This window comes from Aquimarina sp. EL_43 (assembly GCF_943422735.1).
In the GTDB taxonomy this organism is placed as follows: domain Bacteria; phylum Bacteroidota; class Bacteroidia; order Flavobacteriales; family Flavobacteriaceae; genus Aquimarina; species Aquimarina megaterium.
Genome location: NZ_CALSBR010000001.1, coordinates 2,730,662 through 2,749,832 on the forward strand (window position 1 = coordinate 2,730,662; position 19,171 = coordinate 2,749,832).

Here is a 19,171-nt window from a genome sequence, read left to right on the forward strand (position 1 = left end):
AGAAATGAATACAAAAGTATATCTTAAACCTAATGTTGTTATTGAACCCTTATTTGATAATTGGTATGCCTGGAGTCATTTGATTTCTCCAGCTACCGGAGCAATGAATGTAGTAGGGCGGCATTTAAAAATAATGAGCTCTTATATCCAGGCTCCTGCTGCACATGCAGCAGCAGTTAAAAACCCAAAGATGCTGGGAGGACCTTTTATTGATTATGGAGGAAAACGTGTTGATGAAATCAAAAACCTTAAAGAAGAAACTTTACAAAAACAAAAAGACTTGATCGCATTTAATGATGCTGTCAAAGAACTAGATGCATTACTAAAAAGTAAGGCCAAAGGTTTTTCGTTAGAACCACTATACGATGAAGTACCAGAAATATTACAAGGATACGTCGAGTTAATTTACGATTTGAATAATCAACCTTCTTTTAGATTTTTTGAATCTCTGTTGTATAAGAGTAAATTTTATAATCCAGACTCGCAAAGTATTTTGTTATGGATCACAGAGAATGATGAACGTCCTTTTGTATTAAGTACACCTCGATTACCCGATAGTAATCAGGTGCATTTAGATATTCCTTTTGATCATAAAGGCTTGGATAAACTAAGCCAAATGAAACGAATACCAGGTTCTGTAAGTGAAATAAAAGAGCTATTAGGAATATCAAAAGAACAGGAAGAGGTATTTGATACTTTTTTTACAACAGAACCTCCCAAGGAATATGATCAATATACAGGTGATAAGGTGCGTATGCGTTATTTTGGTCATGCGAGTATACTTGTAGAAACAAAAGATATTTCTATCATGCTAGATCCCGTGATAAGCTACTATGGGTATCATCAAGATGTTTCGCGCTTTTCTGATATGGATCTACCCGAAGTAATTGATTATGTTTTGATAACTCATAATCATCAGGATCATATACTATTTGAAACGTTGATCCCATTGCGTCATAAAATCAAAAATATCGTAGTTCCCAGATCTTCAAACGGTAGTTTACAAGATCCAAGCTTAAAACTAATGCTACAAGCCATTGGTTTTGAAAATGTGATTGAAATTGACGAAATGGAAGCCATTCATTTTAATGACTGTACTATCACAGGTGTACCTTTTATTGGGGAACACTCAGATTTAAATATACAATGTAAAATATGTCACCATGTTGCAGTAGGGGATTTTAAAATGCTTTTTGTTGCAGATTCTTGTAATGTGGCTGCAAAATTATATGAACATGTACAGGCAGAGCTTGGAGATGTTGATGTGTTATTTTTAGGAATGGAGTGTGACGGAGCTCCTTTGTCCTGGTTATATGGACCATTGTTAACAGAAACGATAGATAGAGATAAGGATTTTTCACGAAGACTGGCAGGATCAAATTTTGAAAGAGGAAAAGCACTTGTTGAAGCATTTAGCCCAAAAGAAGTATATGTTTATGCAATGGGACAGGAACCATGGCTAGAATTCATAAGTAGTATCAAATACACAGATGAGTCTAACCCTATTATTCAATCTGATAAATTGGTTCAGTACTGTATGGATGGAAATATAATATCCGAGCGATTATTTGGCGAAAAAGAAATTTTATACAACAAGACAGAGGAGTCTAAAAAAGTTTTAGAATCGGTATAAAAGAAGGCGTAATAATTATAAAAAAAGTCTTCGTTATAACTTTCCTGTAATCGCTTTTGATAAAATGATTAGGAAGTAGAACATACTTTATTCGGTTATTTCATGTATAGAAAAGTATCACTTTTTATTGGCTAATCGGTAAACAAGTCGATTAGCCTTTTTAAAAAATTGAAAGAATGAATCATTTTTTTATTGCCAAACCTAAAATAATAGCTATTCCATTTGCCGGAGGCAATCAATATAGTTTTAAAACTATTGAAAAATACATTCAAAAAGATATGGAATGGATTACTGTAGAGCTTCCAGGAAGAGGTGGAAGATTCGGTAAACAGTCGTTAGATGCAATACATCTAATGGTTGCAGATCTTTTTGATCAAATATTACCTCATATAAAAGAAGGGCCATATATGATTTATGGACATAGTATGGGAACGTTATTAGGATATGAACTAACCAAGAAAATAATTGAGGCTAAAATGAGATTACCCAAATGTCTTTTTTTTACAGGACGTTCTGCTCCATCGGTTTTGACCAAAAAGAAAAGATCAATACTGCCTAAACCGTTATTTTGGAAAGAAGTATATGATATAGGCGGGGTACCAGCAGAAATTTTAGAGAATAAGGACCTCTTAGATCTCTATTATCCAATACTAAAATCGGATTTCAAGGCAATAGAAGATTATGAGTATGTAACACAGGAGCAACCTTTTTCTTTTCCTATATATGTTTGTATGGGTACAGAAGAAGTGGGAGAAAAGAATAATCAACAAACAATAGAAGAGATAATGGCCTGGGGTAATGAGACTAAATCTTTATATGGCCCCGAATTACTTGAAGGAGATCATTTTTTTATACTGAAATCCCCTGAAATAATTGCCCAGAAAATTATGAAAGCTTACCGAACCAATTCGACCTTAACAACTTCTTTCAAATAAGCTTCATAGTATTAACATAGCTATTTAAGAAATACCAAATACAGCTTCGACAGTATTAATACAATAGAAATTAAAAACGAATGAAACGAGTCATAACAAAAGTTCTGATATACATCAGAATGATTTTTGGCGACTTCCATACTTGTACTAAGCCAAGTCGAAGTATGACTTCTAAAACAATAATATAAACACATGAAAGTTTTAAAGTTTGGCGGAACCTCATTAGGCTCTGCAGCATGTCTTGAGCAGGTAAGAGATATTATACTGAATATTAATGACTCAAAAATAGTAGTTTGTTCAGCAATGGCAGGAGTTACTAACATGCTGGTAAAATTGGTAGAGGCGATAAAAGATAACCAGAAAGATAGTTGTAAAGAAATAGTATTGCAATTACAAGAGCATCATGAAAATACAGTTGATATATTAAGAATAGATGCTAAAGCTTCAAAGGTATTAAAAGAAAGTATAAGCACTATAGTAAAGGAGTTATCTTCTTTTATAGACAAAACTTTCTCTATAGAATTACAAAATCAAATCATAACATTCGGAGAGGTTTTGTCAACACGTATTTTTTCTGGGTATCTAACATCTACAGGTGTCAATAATACACTTTTAATGGCTCAGAACTTTATGTATACCGATGTGTCAGGAAGTCCGGATATTAATGCAATACGTAAATGTCTAAACGATATTTTACAAACTCATAAAGAAGAAAAATTATTTATTACACAAGGATTTATTTGTAAAGATGCACAAGGAAGAGTTAGTAATTTGGGACGTGGAGGAAGTGATTATTCAGGAACCATAATTGGTGCAGCATTGCAAGTAGAAGAAGTTCAAATCTGGTCAGATATTGATGGAGTTCATAACAATGATCCAAGGTATGTAGATAATACCAGTTCGATCCCATTTCTATCTTATCAGGAAGCTTCGATTTTGGCAAGTTTCGGAGCTAAAGTTCTTCATCCGAAATCAGTTAAACCTTTGGTAGATCTTAAAATACCATTATACTTAAAAAACACCTTTGCACCATTTGCTATAGGTACCAAAATAGGAGATAATATATCACCGCCAGGAATTAAATCTGTTGCAGTAAAGGATAATATGGTATGGGTAAAAATAAGAGGTATATCCAAAAATCAGAACTATAGTCTATATGATAATGTATTTACCTTATGTAATGCGTATCAATTTCCTGTTGTTATGATGGATAATGTAGAAAATGGATTGTCTTTGGTAATAGAAAAAACAGATAAAACATCAGAGTTTTTATATCAGCTTAAACAAGATTTTGACATAGATTTTGATTTGCCATATAGTGTAATATGTATTGGAGGCAACTCTATTATGAAAGATTCAAATAGGGTTCGTGTCTTTGAGGCATTGGGAACTATACCAATTAGAATGATTTCTTTTGAGTCGGCAGGCAATTATGTGCTTCTATTAGTAAAAACAGAAGAAAAAGTTGATGTAATGAAACAATTACATCAAAAACTTTTTCAGAAGCATGTAGAGTTGGATATGGTATAATTAGAGTTTAATATGTTAAAATTTTATTCTGATTCAAAATTGAATCGTAATATCATGTGTTGAATAATATATTAATGATCACATCACTTTTTCTAAACATTATATTTTTCAAGTTGTTCTTCGTATTTATAAAAGATTGGAGAAATACAGAACTAAATGTAATCCCGGTTTCTGACTAATTTAGAGTAAAAAAATAACACTTTTATGAGCAATTTAGAAAAATATTTCCTTGTTAATCAAATGTTATTTGTTGGTTAAATAATATCGTGATGAGAATGTTTTTTTGCGCTTAAGTTACTGCTTATCAGTATTTTAAAAATATTTGTTGATTCCATTTTTTTAGATACGGTTTTGCCATAAATATCCTGTTGATTAAGATTTGTACATTTGAAATGGCTTTTAGGAAAAGACGTATTCGTATAAGCTAAATAACATTACTACCCCATTGTTTTATTGTAAAAAGATTGATTAAGTAAAATTATTTTTCTGCCTAATTGATCTATTTTCAAAAATTATTTTTCAATAATCTTAATTCATAAAGAACCTTACCAAAAAGGAATTGTAAGTCATATGACAAGCTATATCCTCAATTAAATAAACCTATACCCTTAAAACCTTAGAATATGTGTATTAGTAAACCTGATCAATGGTATGTGCTATATGTAAAGGCACGCCATGAAAGAAAAATAGAAAGTCTATTGAAAGAAAATCAAATAGAGACATTTTTACCATTGGTTAAAACAGTTCGAGAATGGAGTGATCGAAAAAAAGAGATAGAAATGCCATTATTTCCCTCCTATATTTTTGTGAAAATTAATTTAAAGAAAGATACACATAAAGTGTTGTCTGTAAAGTCGTATTGCTTTTTCATTCGTTTCGGAGAGGAGTTTGCCAAAGTTCAGGAATATGAAATAAACTCAATCAAACTTCTTATAAATATGAATGTACCTATGAAAGTAGAAAATTATGCACCATTATTAAAAGTGGGAGAATATAGAAGAATAGATAAAGGTGCACTAAAAGGTTTAAACTGCGAAATCATCAAAGCCGATAATGAAAATAAAGTCGTAGTACGCATTGATTCTATTAAACAAAATATTGTAGCAACAGTACCATCATCCTGCATTTCTGAAGTTGTAGCTTAAAGAAATTTTGATGATATAAAAGCTCAAAAAGTATAAACATCATGATAGTCCGTTTACCTTCATCTCATGTACAACGAGTATATATGAATGAATAAGGAAATGACCCTTTTGATTCTTCAATTTCCACATTTATAAAAATTGCTTTGATAGTAGTAGTTCTTGCATTATCAGGCAATTGTATACAGTTTCATAGCTTCATTATCGAAGATGGTGTGATCATCAAGCATAAACAAATCAAATAACAATCAAAAAACTAAAAAATGAAATCACTTAAAGAATACCATTTATCAGAAACATCAAAAATAGTTTCATCTTCAATACCAGGAAAAAAATCAAAACTTTTATTAGATCTTCAAAAAGATATAGAAAGTAGTGTGGTTTCTTATCCAAGAAGTATGCCTATTGCTATAAAAAGAGCTAAAGGGAGTATTATTGAAGATGTAGACGGAAACCAATTTATAGATTTTTTTAGCGGATGTGGTGTTTTAAATGTAGGGCATAGCAATGATTTTGTTTTGGAATATGTAAAAAAACAACAATCAGAATTAATTCATGCCTTAGATTTTCCCACAGAAAATAAACTTTTGTTAATTCAAAAAATAATTAATCACTTACCAAAAAATATTAGAGAAGAGTTTAAAGTGAGTTTTGGCGGACCCACTGGGTCTGATGCTGTTGAAGCGGCAATTAAGTTAGCAAAAATCAAAACAGGTAGAGATGGTATAATCGCTTTTACAGGAGGGTATCACGGGATGACTTCTGGGGCTTTGGCAGTGACTTCGGATACGTTTTTTAGAAATAATTTAACATCCTTGATGCCAAATGTTCATTTTGCACCTTATAACTATCCCTACAGAAGTACATCCAATAATAAAAATGAGATAGATGGTATAGCTTATTTTAAAAACATACTTACAAATGGTCACTCTGGAATATCTAAACCAGCTGCAATTCTTATAGAACCCATTCAGGGAGAAGGAGGAAATATTGTACCAGAAGATGGCTATTTGGAGGAACTGGTAAGAGTTGCGCATGAAAATGATGTACTGGTAATATTTGATGAAATACAGTCTGGCTTTTTTAGAACTGGTAGTTTTTTAGAATTTATGAATACCAGTGCTATACCCGATATCATCACTTTTTCTAAAGGTTTTGGAGGAATTGGGTTTCCAATTTCGGGATTAATCTATAAAAAAGAAGTCGAAGCATGGGGACCTGCCGCACATATAGGAACTTTTAGAGGAAATCAGGTTAGTATAGCTGCGGCAAGAGGAGCCTTTGATTTTATTGAAGCAAACAATATAGAAGAGCATACTATATTGATAGGTTCATACTTATTAGAGAAATTACAAGAACTAGAAAAAGAAAATCCATTTATAGGAGAGGTAAGAGGGAGAGGAATGATGATTGGAGTAGAATTTGTAAAAGATAAAAAAAACAAGGAGCCTTTTCCAGAATTCGTAAAGAAATTCAGACCTCAATGTTTCCAAAGAGGTTTGCTTTTTGAAGTAGGTGGGCATTATAATAATGTACTACGACTAGTTCCTCCGTTGGTTACTACCTATAATATTGTAGATGCTGCAATAGTTATTATGAAAGAAGCTATAGCCGTTTGTATGGAAGAATATTTAGAACCTACTCTCGCCTAAATCCAAATACTACTAATAACAATGCTACCTATACAATACACAGGGGTTTTTGGATCGTTGGATCAAATAAACCGATGATAAAGGTCAATATCCAGAAAATGAAGAAGGGTTAAAATTGATGTTGGGTATTTGGGAGAACATACGGTGAATCCAGAGTATAAATCACTTAAAAAAAAACCAAAATTGCCAGGTTCATTGTTTTATTTAAAAAGAGAGAAATCGAAGTTGATGGATTCAATATAGATTAAAGATCCTTTGATAGAAGTAAACACAGGAGTCATAAGTACAAATAAATATAAGTAGTTACTTTACGTTTACCCTTTAAGAAACCTAACCGAGTAGTGTTTTTGTAACCTAATACTCAGTTTTTTTAAACGATCAGTTTGTATCCTTTGCCTCTTACACTAATAATTTTGATAGTATCATCTTCTCTTAAATATGTTCTTAATTTAGAAACAAACACATCTATACTTCTAAAATTATAAAAGTCATCATTGTTCCATAAATTCTGTAGAATGTATTTTCGCTCTACAGTTTCATTTTTATGAGCACACAACAAATTTAATATATTGGCTTCCATAGTTGTTATTACCTGCTTTTTGGATTTAAATTCTAAAACTTGAGAGTTATGATTGAATTTATATTTACCAAGATTATATATGTTTTGATTATTTTGATGTACTGTTCTTTTTAGAATATTTTTTATTCGTAAACTTAATTCTTGAAAATTAAACGGTTTTACTAGGTAATCATCTGCTCCTAAATTTAAACCATTTATAATATCTTCTTTAAGAGCTTTAGCGGTAAGCATTAAAATAGGAGTCTTAACATCAATAGCTCTAATTTTTTCTAATAAAGAAAATCCGCTTAAACGAGGCATCATAACATCAAATATGCAAATATCTGGACTTATGTTATTAAATAAATGTAATCCTTCTTCTCCATCCGATGCACAATATACTGTGTAACCTTCTGCCTGCAAAAACTCTGTTAAAAGTTCTGATAGAGTTTGCTCATCTTCGACCATCAATAATTTAATCTTCATAAGGCAATACAATGTTAAATTCTGTTCCTTTATTTATTTCACTAGATAAAGATATAGTCCCATTTACACATTTTACAATTTCGGCTACATAACTTAACCCTAGTCCATGACTTTTTATTTCATGGATATCTTCAGAAGGGACTTTAAAAAATGGAATGAAAATTTTATCCCTAAACTCTTTAGGAATTCCAGTTCCATTATCTTTAACACTTAACCATAATTTTCTATTTTTTACAGTTGTTTTGATTATAATAACTCTAGGAGATTTAGAATATTTAATTGCATTACTTATTAGATTGTCTAATAAATCGGTGAATTGTTCTTTATCGGAACATAATTTAATATCCAGATGATTAAAATCTGTTAGAAGGGTATCTGTTTCGTTTAACATTAACTCGTATCTATTTATTAGTTGTGTTATAGATTTGCTAACATCAATTCTGTCTTTTTTAAAAATAGTTGTCTTAAGCTCTGCTAGTTTTAAAATACGTTTAGATAATTTCCCCATTTTATCATTTTCATGCTGTGCAATGCTAATATATTTATCGAGTCCAGAATTACCTTTTAATTCAATTTTCAATTTCTCTAAAGCAAGACTTGATACTGTTATAGGGGTTTGTAATTCATGGGTTAAATTATTGATAAATTCATTTTTATATGCAGTAAGTTTTTTTTCATTCAAGTATTTTTTTATTAATAATATTCCGCTTAAAATAATGGTGAAAATAAATACCAGAGAAGAGAGTATTACATATATGATTCCTGAAAAAAGGTAAGATTTTTTATTTTTAAAAGAAATATTAAATACACCAAAATTAGATCCTACTATAATATCTGCTTGCTTATATATCTGTTTATATTTCGTATAACTTATTGAAGAGAAATAATTAAGATTATAATTAGATGCAAGTTTTTTGTTTTTAATATTTCTTTTAAAAATAGATTTTATTTTTTCTATATCCTCATTGTTAAATAGAAGAGATGGAACTATTTCTTTTTTCAATAGCGCAATGTCTTTTTCTAAATCAATATTGTCGTCAGGAATAGTATGTGCACCTTTTATTATGTTAAAAGTCAATTCTTCTTCTAAAGCTTTGAACTGTTCATCATTTTGAATAACAGTATCCTTAAACTCATATAATGAATTATCTAATGCTTCTAAGAAGTCATTCTCCATATCAATCTGTTTATTATGATAAGTGTTTTTTACAAAATTTATTTGAAAAAAAACAGCAACCAAAATAGAAACTATCAACAGAAAAATAATGAAAGTTAAAGACTTGTTTTTACCCATATCGTAAAATTACTAAAATAAAAGGCTTCAATTTATCCCTTTACAAATCTTTACAAATCTTTACATCTATTAACCTGTTAAATAGTTGTTTGTGGATAGTTTTAACAAAAATTGAATGGTCTCATGGGTAGAAAAAATCAAATGATGATTTATGGATTGTTACTTATAATGCTAACAAATTCGTGCACTTCTGTACAGTCTGTATTACCTTTTCCTGTATCTGTTTCTAAAGAAGCTTGTAAAGGAAAATGTCCTGTATATAAAATTATCATTTTAAAAAGTGGAGAAGTTGATTTTGAAGGTGTAAAAAACACCAAACATACTGGTAGAAGCAAAGTATTACTTTCTAAAAAAGAGTTTCAAGAACTTAAACAAGTATATAAAACTATTGATCTCTCAAAGTTGAAAAACTCGTATGACCAACGAATATATGATTTACCTCAAACTGTTATAAAAAATAGTAATAACTCGGTTTCTTTTAAGCGAAATCAATCTGTACCCATCGAGCTTATAAAGTTTGTCGAATTATTAGATGAAATACTAAAGAAAAACAATTTGTTATAATTAAATTAATTAAAAATGAAAAAACTATTTATAGTAACAATCTTTATCACTGTATTTGCTATTGGATGTAATAAGGATGATGATGATTTTATGAATTTAAAATCTACTTTAAAAATTGAAAATACCATTATTGGTGCATTAGAAGGAAAATACTTATACATTAATTTATCTCTAAGCGATGAGTTATCTAAAGATTTAATCCTTAAAGCCGATTTTTCTACAGAAGGAGTAATCGCATATATTAATGACGAGGATTATAAAAAAGAATTAGAATATAGTACCGATGGAAAAACCTGGCAAAAAGAAACAAATACTAATCAGGTAAAGTTTAAAAGCAGAACTTCAAATTTAAAAATTAGAATACCTACAATAGACGATGATTTACCCGAGACTAAAGAAGAATTTAAATTAACATTAACTCCAATAGCAGATGCCGATTTATCCCTGACAAATGAGTTAAGCGAAATTAAAGTTTCTGTAGTAGATAACGAGGTCAATAAAAATCCTGATGAAAAGGGAATGCTTATGGAATTTGCTATTGCAGATGGATATACTGGGTATACCGTAACAGCCATTCAAAATCAAATTAGTTCTAGCCTAGAGAAAGAAGTTATAGATGAGAAATATAAAAGACCAGTAGAGGACGCTCTAAAAGCATTTAAATTATTGTCACCGAGTGTAAAAGTTGTTAAATTCACAATTCTGGCTGACCCCAGTAGTGGTTTAGGAGGGTATGTGTATAATACAACTGGCGAAAAAGGTGTGGATGAATGGCTTATGGGAATGAACATAGGTTTTGCATATGTAGATGTAACTACACAAGAAGGAGGGACTATCCCATTTAATGATAATGGTATATATGGAAATATCTTCACACATGAGTTAGGCCATATCATTACATTAAATTTTGATAAACAAATAACTTTTATGAAGGAAGGAGATGCCTGTAATCATTATAGAAACTCTGAAGGATGTTCAAAACCCAACTCCTATGTTAATTTGTTTAACACCGATTTTTATGTCACACCTCCTACAAACGAACCAACTCATGTTACAGGATATGCTAAGACTAATTTGGAAGAAGATATAGCAGAATCCTTTGCGCATTATGTAACACAAGAAACGACGATTCCTGTTTCTACAAATGCAAGCTCAGGAGCGTTACAGAAATTAAACTTTATTAAAGGAAAAAGTGAACTTGATGATTTAAAATCGAAAATTAAAACTATTTATAAATTAGGGTATTCTGATCCAGGTCAACAAGACATTTTAGCTAAACAAGTAGATAAAAACGGGAAACCTATTTCTTGCTTAAACCATAAAGCAATATTAAAAGCCTTAGAAAAAGAATAAATTAAAACCCTTTTAGCCACAACCAATTGTAAAAAAACCAGCAAAATAGTTTATACAGTTTTGCTGGTTTTTTTATCACTTAGATATAGAACTTGTTGATAATATGAAAAACTTTTTCTTCATAAAATTTTGAGTCTCTACTTTTTATATACCAATATCTTTATTCTGTATTTTTTGAAGTATTAATCATATCAATACTTAAAACCGTTCTAAAGCCTAGATGCTCAAGCGAAGAGTCCATACTAGTGGCCATTCGTGCACTATTGCGATAACTGGCACAATAAGAATCACTGCATAAAAAAGAACCGCCTTTTATTACTTTTTCCTGCAAAGCAGGATTATTAGGATTATATGGTTTTACAGCACCTTTAGGATTATGAGTTAATCCTTGTTGTTTTAATTGATTGTAATACGTTGTATTGTACCAATCTTGTGTCCACTCCCAAACGTTTCCTGCCATATCATATAGGTTATATGAATTAGGAGGATAGGAACGAACAGGAGCCTTATTTTCATAACCATCTACTTTGGTGTTTTGTAGTGGAAACTCTCCTTCCCATGTATTGGCATGACTACTTAAATCCTTGATGTCATTTCCCCAGAAAAAAATAGTATTTTTTTCTTTCCCTCGAGAAGCATATTCCCACTCGGCCTCGGTAGGTAATCTTCTTCCTGCCCATTCACAATACGCCACAGCATCTTCATAAGCAATATGTACAACAGGATATTCGTCTTTTCCTTCAATAGAACTTTCTGGACCCAAAGGATGTTTCCAGCTGGCTCCAATCTTCCATAACCACCATTGAGAATAGTCAAAAAGATTAGCAACACTATTTTTTGTTTTTTTAAAAATAAGCGAACCAGGTTGCAATATAGAATCATGAGGTTTAGGAGCATTGGGAGGTAATTGCTTTTTCATTTCTTCCCAAACAATCTCTCGCTCTGCCATTGTTATATAGTTTGTAGCATCAACAAATTTTTTAAATTGTGCATTTGTAACTTCTGTTATATCCATAAAAAAACCATCTACAGAAACAGGATGGGCAGGAGTCTCATGTTTCATGATCATATGATCATTTTTTACAGCCCCTTGATTGAAACTTCCTCCAGGAATCCAAACCATTCCTTCTGGGATTGCGATTCCTTTTGGTACATCTTTAATAATTTGTGTCTGCTGTTTAGTTGAGGTTTTTTCAACTTTTTTAAGCTCTTGTTCTTTTTTACAACTTGTAATTATTGCAAAAAAGATAAGTAATAGTAGGAACTCTTTTCTATATCTTTTGCAGTATGTATCCCTGTTCATGTAGTAATTGTGTTTTTATATCTAAGTTGTTTTAAGCTGGTGATTCAAATGTAATCTTTTTTAGATCATAAAAAGATAAAGTTTTTAGGATACTCTACAAAACGATAAAAGCTGCTTTTAATCGAAGATTAGTCTTTTAATTAGGCTGTTTTTTTATTTTTTGAAAAGCATAATTATATTTTAGTGTCTAATTCTTAGGGAGTTACTTAAAATATTTCTAATGAAAAAGGAGCTAGACATTTCAGAAATCCGATTAATCATACGCAATCTAATCGCATTTATAGTGGTAGAAGGCAAAGAGTATGTGAGCGATAAAAAAAAGAAAGCATATGTAGCAGGATATGTACAGCTTTTAATAAAAACTATTCATCTTATCGATGATCAGGAAGAACTCTCTATAATAGAAGATATTGCAGAAGATATCTCGACTTATCTCGAATGAAAAAACACCACTACTGATTTTACTATGATCAAAGAGGGCTTTTTTACTACGTTAAGAAAGCTCTCTTTTTTTTAAAGTAATAATAACTTTTATATCTTATGCGTTTTAATATCCAAATCTATAGCGCTGTGAACGAACAAGATTATATTGAACGGTTAAAAAACGAAAATAAGTTACTTCAGGATAAACTGGATAAAATTAATAAAGGGAAACAGAAAAAAAGAAGATTCAGATGGTGGCTCTTAAAAAAATCCAGTACTCCAATTTTTGGCAATCGGCTTAAAAGAAGTATTAGCGCTGCTATTAATGAGTATAAAGAATATAAAACAGTTTCTGTAGATACAGTTTCTGATGTATCTTCTAGTGTAATTTGGCGAGTAACAAGAATTGGATTGTTTGCATTTTTATTTGCCATAGTTCCTTCATTAGTATTGATTTTTCAAACAAAACTATTGATGAATCAAAATAAATTAATTACTAGTCAGAATAATCTTGTAGAAGCAGACCGAAGATCATCATTGGTATTTGTAATGGGTGATGTTCTTACCGATTTAAATGAAGAATTAAAATATAAAGGCTCTGGTAGTCGTAATATAAGTAAAACATTAGAAGCTAGAATAGTTGGTCTGTGTATGGCGATGAAACCATATCGCTATATCGATGACGGAGTGTTGATTGATAAACCAATTAGCCCAGAGCGTGGGCAACTACTATTTACACTTTTAAAAAGTGATTTAGGTCTGGAATCTTCACAAGATATTTTAAATTCTGCAGAGTTTAGATATACGAATCTTAGAAAGGTTAATCTGGGAAGAGGAGTTAATCTTAAATATGCACGATTGGATTATTCTGATTTAACAGAAGCTCAGATGCCTGCTGCAAATATGGAAAGCTGCGATCTTAAAGAAGTACGAATGAGTAAAATTAATTTATCTGATGGTAACTTAAAAAGAGCACGATTGCATAATGCTAATCTACAACGGGCAGAATTGTTAAGTGTTGATTTTACTAATGCTAATTTGTATGGAGTAGACCTTAGCGGAGCCGATCTCTCTGAAGCAATATTGTGGGGGACCAAATTAGAAAATGCAAATTTAACAGATGCAATTTTGGATAATGTTATTGTAGATAGGCAAGACTGGATAACATATATTTCGGATACTTTGGATCTGGAGGGCGCCGGAGAGATCGAAAAAAAATATAGAATTAAAAAACAAGGAAAGAAACAGTTTGTTCTGGTTCCCAAAAAATAATACTATTTATCGCGTATAAAAATTAGGCTGTGTACTTTTTTAACGACCCAATTTCCTGCCGGAAAATATAATGCAAAGAATAAAGCCATCCCTAAACTGAAGTTTTGAGGGTTAAATACCTTATCCAGGATATTATCGGGATATGCATAGGATGATTGAAGCCAATATCCTAAAAATTCTAATATTCCCATTGCAACCAATCCATATGCATATTGCTCAAAAAAAGGATATCGCTTTAAGATAATCGAAATAGGTACCATATATAAAATGTAACATGTAATTACTTGCCACCAGTATGTAAATCTGGCAATTTCTACTTCTGCTCCAAAACGATTCATCCCCAATCCCCATAAGAAATAAATGATAACATAGGCTAAGATTAAAGTTTTTGGTGTTTCCTTTAGAGTATCTATATGTTTAGATAATATTCTTTTCATCATGAAGATATATTTGAGCAATCATACGGAAAAACGGCTTTTTGGTAATGCGATGTTTTTCTATTGCACTCTTGCGAATAATTGTTTCTAATTCTTTATTAGTAAAAGCTCTTTGTATAGCAATCAACCCATCCTTTCTTGCCATATCCGAAACGGGAAGTATAAAACGTATTGTTTTAAATATATGATACGCCATTTTACTTCTGTATAATTCACTAAAAATAATATGTTTTACCGTATTAGATTGTAACTTTTTTAAAAAATCGATTAGATTTTCGTTATTAAAATGATACATAAAATGGCTACTGATCAACAAGTCACAATCTGGTAACGCAAAATCCTTATCTAGAATATTAGCGGCATTAAAGCTAATATGAATAGGGTCGGGGTTATTTTGCTGCGCATAAAAAATGCTTTTAGGATTGCCATCAATTCCTGTAAATGTGGCTTTTATTTTATGTTTCTTTAGCATGTTAGAGATATGTATAATACAATCTCCACCACCACAACCAATATCAACAATATGAATTCTTTCAATCGCAGGTTGCGTTATGCAATAATGCAGTATGGCTTTACTTAATTGTCTGTGATTGCCAAAATAAGTGTTTATAAATTTTAAGCTGTCTAATGTAGAATTAAGTATTCCTCCTGATAGGGATAAATTGTCTAGTTGCTCAGGTTTATGTAGTCGAACTCTATGGTTCACAATATTATATTAATTAATGATACAGGTGTTTTTAGTCCTTAGAATAATAATAACTTTACAAAAAAAGAAGAAAATACTATGTTTAAAGCCGATATCAATGAAATAATTAGGAGGAGACGATCTGTTTTTCCGGCACAATACAATGAAAAAATCATATCTAAAGAATTGATTAAAATGTTGTTAGAAAATGCAAATTGGGCTCCAACGCATAAGCTTACACAACCCTGGCGTTTTAAGGTGGTAGAAGGAGAAGCCAAAGATCGACTGGGTGCATTTTTATCAGATACATATACCGATATCACTTCTGATGAAGATTTTTCTCCATTTAAGTATAATAAAATAATCAATAATTGTAAATCAGCCAGTGCGATAGTTGCGATTTGCATGCAACGAGATCTAAAAGAACGTGTGCCTGAATGGGAAGAAGTTGCTTCGACTGCAATGGCGGTACAGAATATGTGGCTGACCTGCACGGCAAATGATATTGGTTGCTATTGGAGCAGTCCCAAATTAATCAACTATATGGATGATTTTTTTGATTTTGAAGAAGGAGAGCGTTGTCTGGGATTCTTTTACCTAGGGTATTATGATGAAGACGAAAAGAATACATCAAAACGAGAACCGATAGAGAGCAAAGTACAATGGATGGAATAAAAAAACCATCCACATTGTGGATGGTTTTTATAAGTCATAAGACTTATTGTATTTTAAAATACGACTATTGCTGAGTCATTTTTTTTGCAAGTGCTTGCATCTTTTCAGAACTAGCAGTCATATAGTCAGTCCACTTTTTAGCATCATCACCAGTTAATTCTCCAGCAATTTCTGATGCTTTTTTACCTAAATTTGTTCCTTTTTCAGCAAGTCCAGCAAAAGCAGTCATATCTTTGCTTTCTACGATTTTTGCATACTCAGCCAAATAAGCTTCATATTCATTAACGTAATCTTGTACTTTTTGGTTGTCAAAAGAAGGAACACCGTCAACGGCTTCTTCTACTTTTTCTGCAACTTCTTCGGCAGCTTCTTCTACTTTTTCTGCAACTTCTTCAACAGCTTCTTCTGCTGTATCAGCTGCTTCTTCAGCTTTATTAGCAGCATCTTTACAAGAGATCACTGTTAAAAACACTAGAGCTAAAGCTCCTAAAAAAAATTTTTTCATAATAAATAGATATAGTTAATTTTGGTTACTTAACGCCAAATCTAATACTTTATTTTATCTATTCGAAATTTAAGATGGGTAAAAAATACACACTGGTTTTTATTATTTGAGTATGATATAGACCTAAGTCCCTAATACACTTGTAAATTAGGGGGTTGCAGAGATAAAGATTTCTTAACAATATAATATTATAAGCTACTATTTTTCTCGGTTAAGTATTTCCAGTAGCGTTTTGGAAGGTGTTGTTTATGTAATTTGTTGTTTTTACGAGATTTTATGTTCACATTATTGTAGTATGTTCCCCATAGTTTTTGAAACTCGGTTTCGTTTTGAGCGAGTAGTCCTTCTGAAATACGAGTCTTTTTTCGAGAAAACCCTTCGATAGTAACTGTTTCTACTGTATTTAGATCATAGTAGATACCATAATTTCTTTTGATATCATAGATAACCCATTCCTGATCGGCATAGCGATCCTTAAAATGATGAATGATTAAGGGCAAAACATTAAAATCTGGTTCTACGATAGCAGTATATATATAATCTTTGGTTAATTGAAAACGTACAAATGCTTCCATTCTGTGCTTTTCCCGACCTACCATTCTCGCAACCTGGCTAATTTTTAAAATATCTTTATTGCCAAAATCAATATTCCTATTCTCTTTTTTGGTAAAAATGTTTTGCATATAGCTCAATAATGTATTTTCTACGCCTTTGATTTCACTCAAAAATACTTTAAAGAAATCCTGTTGTTCATTTCGGGTTGTTTTAGATGTAAACCCTTTCCATACCCTGGATGCTTTATGTTGCTCGGTAATAACCTTTTCTGTTATTGTAAATAGTTGAGTATTGGTTTCTGATTCTTTTCTAATAATGGCATCAGATATTTTTTGATCATATACCATAAAAACACAACTTAAAAATCCTTCAAAACTTCCATCATATAGTAATATCGTTTGCGGATTCATAAGTATTGATATTAAGAAAAAAGACTTAATTGTTGATTAAAGTATTTTTTATACTTGCTATTAGAGTTTTTTAGGATTTTAGCCTTCAATGTATGGGGATCATGATCTTTGTTGTAAAAATCTTTAGAATTACAAGTGATAAAATATTGAGCTCTGTTTAGAGCTATGCCAATGGCTTTAAGATGAGACCAATCCAGGTTTCTAAATTTTCTAGCCTGTAGTATTTTAAATACAGATTGCATACCAATACCAGGAACCCGGGCCAATATCCTTTTGTCTGCTTTGTTGATATCAATAGGAAAGAGGTGTAGATTACGTAATGCCCAACTTAACTTTGGGTCAATATCCAAGTCCAGATTTTTGTAGGTGTCGTTTAATATTTCGTTAACAGAAAACCCATAAAATCGCAATAACCAATCGGTTTGATACAGACGATTTTCTCTAAGAACAGGAACCTCGGTTCCTAATGATGGTAATCGGGAATCTGTCATAACAGGGATATATCCAGAGTAATATACTCTACGCATGTTAAATTTTTTGTAGTAATAGGTGGCAGAATACATGATGTCTCGATCACTCTCACCAGTTGCTCCTATGATCATTTGTGTACTTTGTCCCGCTGGAGCATATCGGGGAGTGCTTTTTATAATTTTATGCTCTGCTTGGTATTGAATGATTTCATTTTTAACCTTTTGCATAGGTTTTATAAAATCTTCATGTCTTTTATCTGGTGCCAAAAGTTTTAACCCTGATTTGGTAGGGATTTCAATATTTACACTTAATCGATCTGCATATAATCCTGCCTCTCGCATCAATTCATCACTGGCACCGGGAATGGATTTGAGATGAATATACCCATTAAAATTCTCTTCTAACCTAAGTTTTTTTGCCACAGCAACTAATCGCTCCATGGTAAAATCAGAGTTTTTAAATATTCCAGAGCTTAGAAATAACCCTTCGATATAATTTCTTCTATAAAAATTAATAGTTAGATCAACTACTTCCTGAATTTTGAAAGCAGCTCTTTTAATATCATTACTTTTTCGGGTAATGCAATAGGCACAATCATAAATACAATGATTGGTGAGTAAAATTTTTAATAAGGAAACACAGCGCCCATCTTCTGTATAACTATGACAAATCCCGAAACCTGTATTATTTCCTAACCCTTTTTTAGTATTGGCTCTTTTGCCTCCGCTACTGGCACATGAAACATCATATTTTGCGGCATCTGCCAAAATGGATAGTTTTTGACGTATTCGCTCAAACGACATAGATGCATTCTCTAGTCATTTTTATTTGATTTTTAACAGTTCTTATAATTTCCTCTATATCGGTTAATATTTGATAGTCTGTGAATCTAAGAACGGTAATTCCCAGCGAAGAAATAAATAACTTTTTTGGTGCATCCAAGTTATAGATATCCGAAAACTCATGTGCGTAGCTGTCAATTTCAATAGCAATTTTTGATGCACCACAATAAAAGTCAAAATTGTAATTTTTTACAATTTTATTTCTAAGAAAATGAAACCCTTTTTCGGTGAGTTTTTGATGAAGTTGGTCGATAGATGTAATAGAACTATCGAGTGAATGTCTAATAATTTTCTCTGATACTTTTTGGTATAAAGGAATGGTTTGTGAAGACATGGTAGATGTATTTAGTTGTAATTTTTCCAAATTTATGGAAATTTTCCATAAATATTAAAATAAAATTATGTTAAAATTGGAAATATTCCAAAATCTTGTATCTTTGCTATT

Annotated in this window: 19 protein-coding genes; 10 read left to right on the forward strand and 9 right to left on the reverse strand. The window is 31.3% G+C overall.

Going from position 1 to position 19,171, the window contains the following annotated elements; all coding sequences use genetic code 11:
- The first annotated feature begins 4 nt into the window (after nt 1–4).
- From NNL09_RS11535 to NNL09_RS11555, 5 genes are all read left to right on the forward strand, one after another.
- Nucleotides 5–1,633 (forward strand): MBL fold metallo-hydrolase, encoded by a 1,629-nt coding sequence (locus NNL09_RS11535; RefSeq protein ID WP_196910730.1) that lies wholly within the window; start codon nt 5–7, stop codon nt 1,631–1,633.
- Nucleotides 1,634–1,809: 176 nt separating this feature from the next.
- Nucleotides 1,810–2,568 carry a thioesterase II family protein gene (locus NNL09_RS11540; RefSeq protein WP_196910731.1) on the forward strand — a complete coding sequence of 253 codons (759 nt, stop codon included), beginning with the start codon at nt 1,810–1,812 and terminating at the stop codon, nt 2,566–2,568.
- A gap of 192 nt (nt 2,569–2,760) precedes the next feature.
- Complete coding sequence (locus NNL09_RS11545; RefSeq protein ID WP_196910732.1) at nt 2,761–4,098, forward strand: aspartate kinase; 1,338 nt, start codon at nt 2,761–2,763, stop codon at nt 4,096–4,098.
- 623 nt (nt 4,099–4,721) lie between these two features.
- Nucleotides 4,722–5,243, forward strand: a complete 522-nt coding sequence (locus NNL09_RS11550; RefSeq protein WP_025665193.1) for a UpxY family transcription antiterminator — start codon at nt 4,722–4,724, stop codon at nt 5,241–5,243.
- A gap of 260 nt (nt 5,244–5,503) precedes the next feature.
- Nucleotides 5,504–6,892, forward strand: coding sequence for an aspartate aminotransferase family protein (locus NNL09_RS11555; RefSeq protein ID WP_196910733.1), 1,389 nt, complete (start codon nt 5,504–5,506; stop codon nt 6,890–6,892).
- A 370-nt stretch (nt 6,893–7,262) separates the two neighbouring features.
- Here the strand turns inward: NNL09_RS11555 and NNL09_RS11560 are convergent, their stop codons facing one another.
- Both NNL09_RS11560 and NNL09_RS11565 read right to left on the reverse strand, forming a co-directional pair.
- A complete protein-coding gene (locus tag NNL09_RS11560; protein WP_025665191.1) occupies nt 7,263–7,937 on the reverse strand; it encodes a response regulator transcription factor in 675 nt (224 codons plus the stop codon).
- Entirely contained in the window at nt 7,927–9,231 is a 1,305-nt protein-coding gene (locus tag NNL09_RS11565; RefSeq protein WP_196910734.1) for a sensor histidine kinase KdpD, read from the reverse strand. The genes NNL09_RS11560 and NNL09_RS11565 overlap by 11 nt, the downstream gene beginning before the upstream one ends.
- A gap of 123 nt (nt 9,232–9,354) precedes the next feature.
- On the opposite strand from NNL09_RS11565, the gene NNL09_RS11570 reads away from it, so the two are divergent.
- Nucleotides 9,355–9,795, forward strand: a complete 441-nt coding sequence (locus NNL09_RS11570) for a DUF6438 domain-containing protein (RefSeq protein WP_025665189.1) — start codon at nt 9,355–9,357, stop codon at nt 9,793–9,795.
- 15 nt (nt 9,796–9,810) lie between these two features.
- Nucleotides 9,811–11,148 (forward strand): hypothetical protein, encoded by a 1,338-nt coding sequence (locus tag NNL09_RS11575; RefSeq protein ID WP_196910735.1) that lies wholly within the window; start codon nt 9,811–9,813, stop codon nt 11,146–11,148.
- Nucleotides 11,149–11,308: 160 nt separating this feature from the next.
- Here NNL09_RS11575 and NNL09_RS11580 read toward each other — a convergent pair whose 3' ends face one another.
- Nucleotides 11,309–12,451: a formylglycine-generating enzyme family protein gene (locus NNL09_RS11580; protein WP_196910736.1), complete on the reverse strand. Its 1,143-nt coding sequence runs from the start codon at nt 12,449–12,451 to the stop codon at nt 11,309–11,311.
- Between the two features lie 220 nt (nt 12,452–12,671).
- Here NNL09_RS11580 and NNL09_RS11585 point away from each other — a divergent pair, with 220 nt between their 5' ends.
- Nucleotides 12,672–12,893, forward strand: coding sequence for a hypothetical protein (locus tag NNL09_RS11585; protein WP_025665186.1), 222 nt, complete (start codon nt 12,672–12,674; stop codon nt 12,891–12,893).
- 128 nt (nt 12,894–13,021) lie between these two features.
- Complete coding sequence (locus tag NNL09_RS11590) at nt 13,022–14,146, forward strand: pentapeptide repeat-containing protein (protein WP_196910737.1); 1,125 nt, start codon at nt 13,022–13,024, stop codon at nt 14,144–14,146.
- Nucleotides 14,147–14,148: 2 nt separating this feature from the next.
- On the opposite strand, the gene NNL09_RS11595 is transcribed toward NNL09_RS11590, so the two are convergent.
- Both NNL09_RS11595 and NNL09_RS11600 read right to left on the reverse strand, forming a co-directional pair.
- Entirely contained in the window at nt 14,149–14,583 is a 435-nt protein-coding gene (locus NNL09_RS11595) for a hypothetical protein (RefSeq protein WP_196910882.1), read from the reverse strand.
- Nucleotides 14,564–15,289 (reverse strand): methyltransferase domain-containing protein, encoded by a 726-nt coding sequence (locus NNL09_RS11600; RefSeq protein ID WP_196910738.1) that lies wholly within the window; start codon nt 15,287–15,289, stop codon nt 14,564–14,566. The genes NNL09_RS11595 and NNL09_RS11600 overlap by 20 nt, the downstream gene beginning before the upstream one ends.
- Nucleotides 15,290–15,367: 78 nt before the next feature.
- On the opposite strand from NNL09_RS11600, the gene NNL09_RS11605 reads away from it, so the two are divergent.
- Complete coding sequence (locus NNL09_RS11605) at nt 15,368–15,943, forward strand: nitroreductase (RefSeq protein ID WP_196910739.1); 576 nt, start codon at nt 15,368–15,370, stop codon at nt 15,941–15,943.
- 64 nt (nt 15,944–16,007) lie between these two features.
- Here NNL09_RS11605 and NNL09_RS11610 read toward each other — a convergent pair whose 3' ends face one another.
- The 4 genes from NNL09_RS11610 to NNL09_RS11625 form a co-directional block, all read right to left on the reverse strand.
- Nucleotides 16,008–16,448 (reverse strand): hypothetical protein, encoded by a 441-nt coding sequence (locus tag NNL09_RS11610; protein WP_196910740.1) that lies wholly within the window; start codon nt 16,446–16,448, stop codon nt 16,008–16,010.
- Between the two features lie 188 nt (nt 16,449–16,636).
- Nucleotides 16,637–17,413: a TIGR03915 family putative DNA repair protein gene (locus NNL09_RS11615; protein ID WP_196910741.1), complete on the reverse strand. Its 777-nt coding sequence runs from the start codon at nt 17,411–17,413 to the stop codon at nt 16,637–16,639.
- A gap of 11 nt (nt 17,414–17,424) precedes the next feature.
- Nucleotides 17,425–18,687, reverse strand: coding sequence for a putative DNA modification/repair radical SAM protein (locus NNL09_RS11620; RefSeq protein ID WP_196910742.1), 1,263 nt, complete (start codon nt 18,685–18,687; stop codon nt 17,425–17,427).
- Complete coding sequence (locus tag NNL09_RS11625) at nt 18,677–19,090, reverse strand: endonuclease domain-containing protein (protein ID WP_196918859.1); 414 nt, start codon at nt 19,088–19,090, stop codon at nt 18,677–18,679. The genes NNL09_RS11620 and NNL09_RS11625 overlap by 11 nt, the downstream gene beginning before the upstream one ends.
- Nucleotides 19,091–19,171 lie beyond the last annotated feature (81 nt).

What these genes read in the sequence shown, in the direction of transcription:
- NNL09_RS11535 (WP_196910730.1), top strand. Translation starts at nt 5, where the DNA reads ATGAATACAAAAGTATATCTTAAACCTAATGTTGTTATTGAACCCTTA.
- NNL09_RS11540 (WP_196910731.1), top strand. Translation starts at nt 1,810, where the DNA reads ATGAATCATTTTTTTATTGCCAAACCTAAAATAATAGCTATTCCATTT.
- NNL09_RS11545 (WP_196910732.1), top strand. Translation starts at nt 2,761, where the DNA reads ATGAAAGTTTTAAAGTTTGGCGGAACCTCATTAGGCTCTGCAGCATGT.
- NNL09_RS11550 (WP_025665193.1), top strand. Translation starts at nt 4,722, where the DNA reads ATGTGTATTAGTAAACCTGATCAATGGTATGTGCTATATGTAAAGGCA.
- NNL09_RS11555 (WP_196910733.1), top strand. Translation starts at nt 5,504, where the DNA reads ATGAAATCACTTAAAGAATACCATTTATCAGAAACATCAAAAATAGTT.
- NNL09_RS11560 (WP_025665191.1), bottom strand. Translation starts at nt 7,937, where the DNA reads ATGAAGATTAAATTATTGATGGTCGAAGATGAGCAAACTCTATCAGAA.
- NNL09_RS11565 (WP_196910734.1), bottom strand. Translation starts at nt 9,231, where the DNA reads ATGGGTAAAAACAAGTCTTTAACTTTCATTATTTTTCTGTTGATAGTT.
- NNL09_RS11570 (WP_025665189.1), top strand. Translation starts at nt 9,355, where the DNA reads ATGGGTAGAAAAAATCAAATGATGATTTATGGATTGTTACTTATAATG.
- NNL09_RS11575 (WP_196910735.1), top strand. Translation starts at nt 9,811, where the DNA reads ATGAAAAAACTATTTATAGTAACAATCTTTATCACTGTATTTGCTATT.
- NNL09_RS11580 (WP_196910736.1), bottom strand. Translation starts at nt 12,451, where the DNA reads ATGAACAGGGATACATACTGCAAAAGATATAGAAAAGAGTTCCTACTA.
- NNL09_RS11585 (WP_025665186.1), top strand. Translation starts at nt 12,672, where the DNA reads ATGAAAAAGGAGCTAGACATTTCAGAAATCCGATTAATCATACGCAAT.
- NNL09_RS11595 (WP_196910882.1), bottom strand. Translation starts at nt 14,583, where the DNA reads ATGAAAAGAATATTATCTAAACATATAGATACTCTAAAGGAAACACCA.
- NNL09_RS11605 (WP_196910739.1), top strand. Translation starts at nt 15,368, where the DNA reads ATGTTTAAAGCCGATATCAATGAAATAATTAGGAGGAGACGATCTGTT.
- NNL09_RS11610 (WP_196910740.1), bottom strand. Translation starts at nt 16,448, where the DNA reads ATGAAAAAATTTTTTTTAGGAGCTTTAGCTCTAGTGTTTTTAACAGTG.
- NNL09_RS11615 (WP_196910741.1), bottom strand. Translation starts at nt 17,413, where the DNA reads ATGAATCCGCAAACGATATTACTATATGATGGAAGTTTTGAAGGATTT.
- NNL09_RS11620 (WP_196910742.1), bottom strand. Translation starts at nt 18,687, where the DNA reads ATGTCGTTTGAGCGAATACGTCAAAAACTATCCATTTTGGCAGATGCC.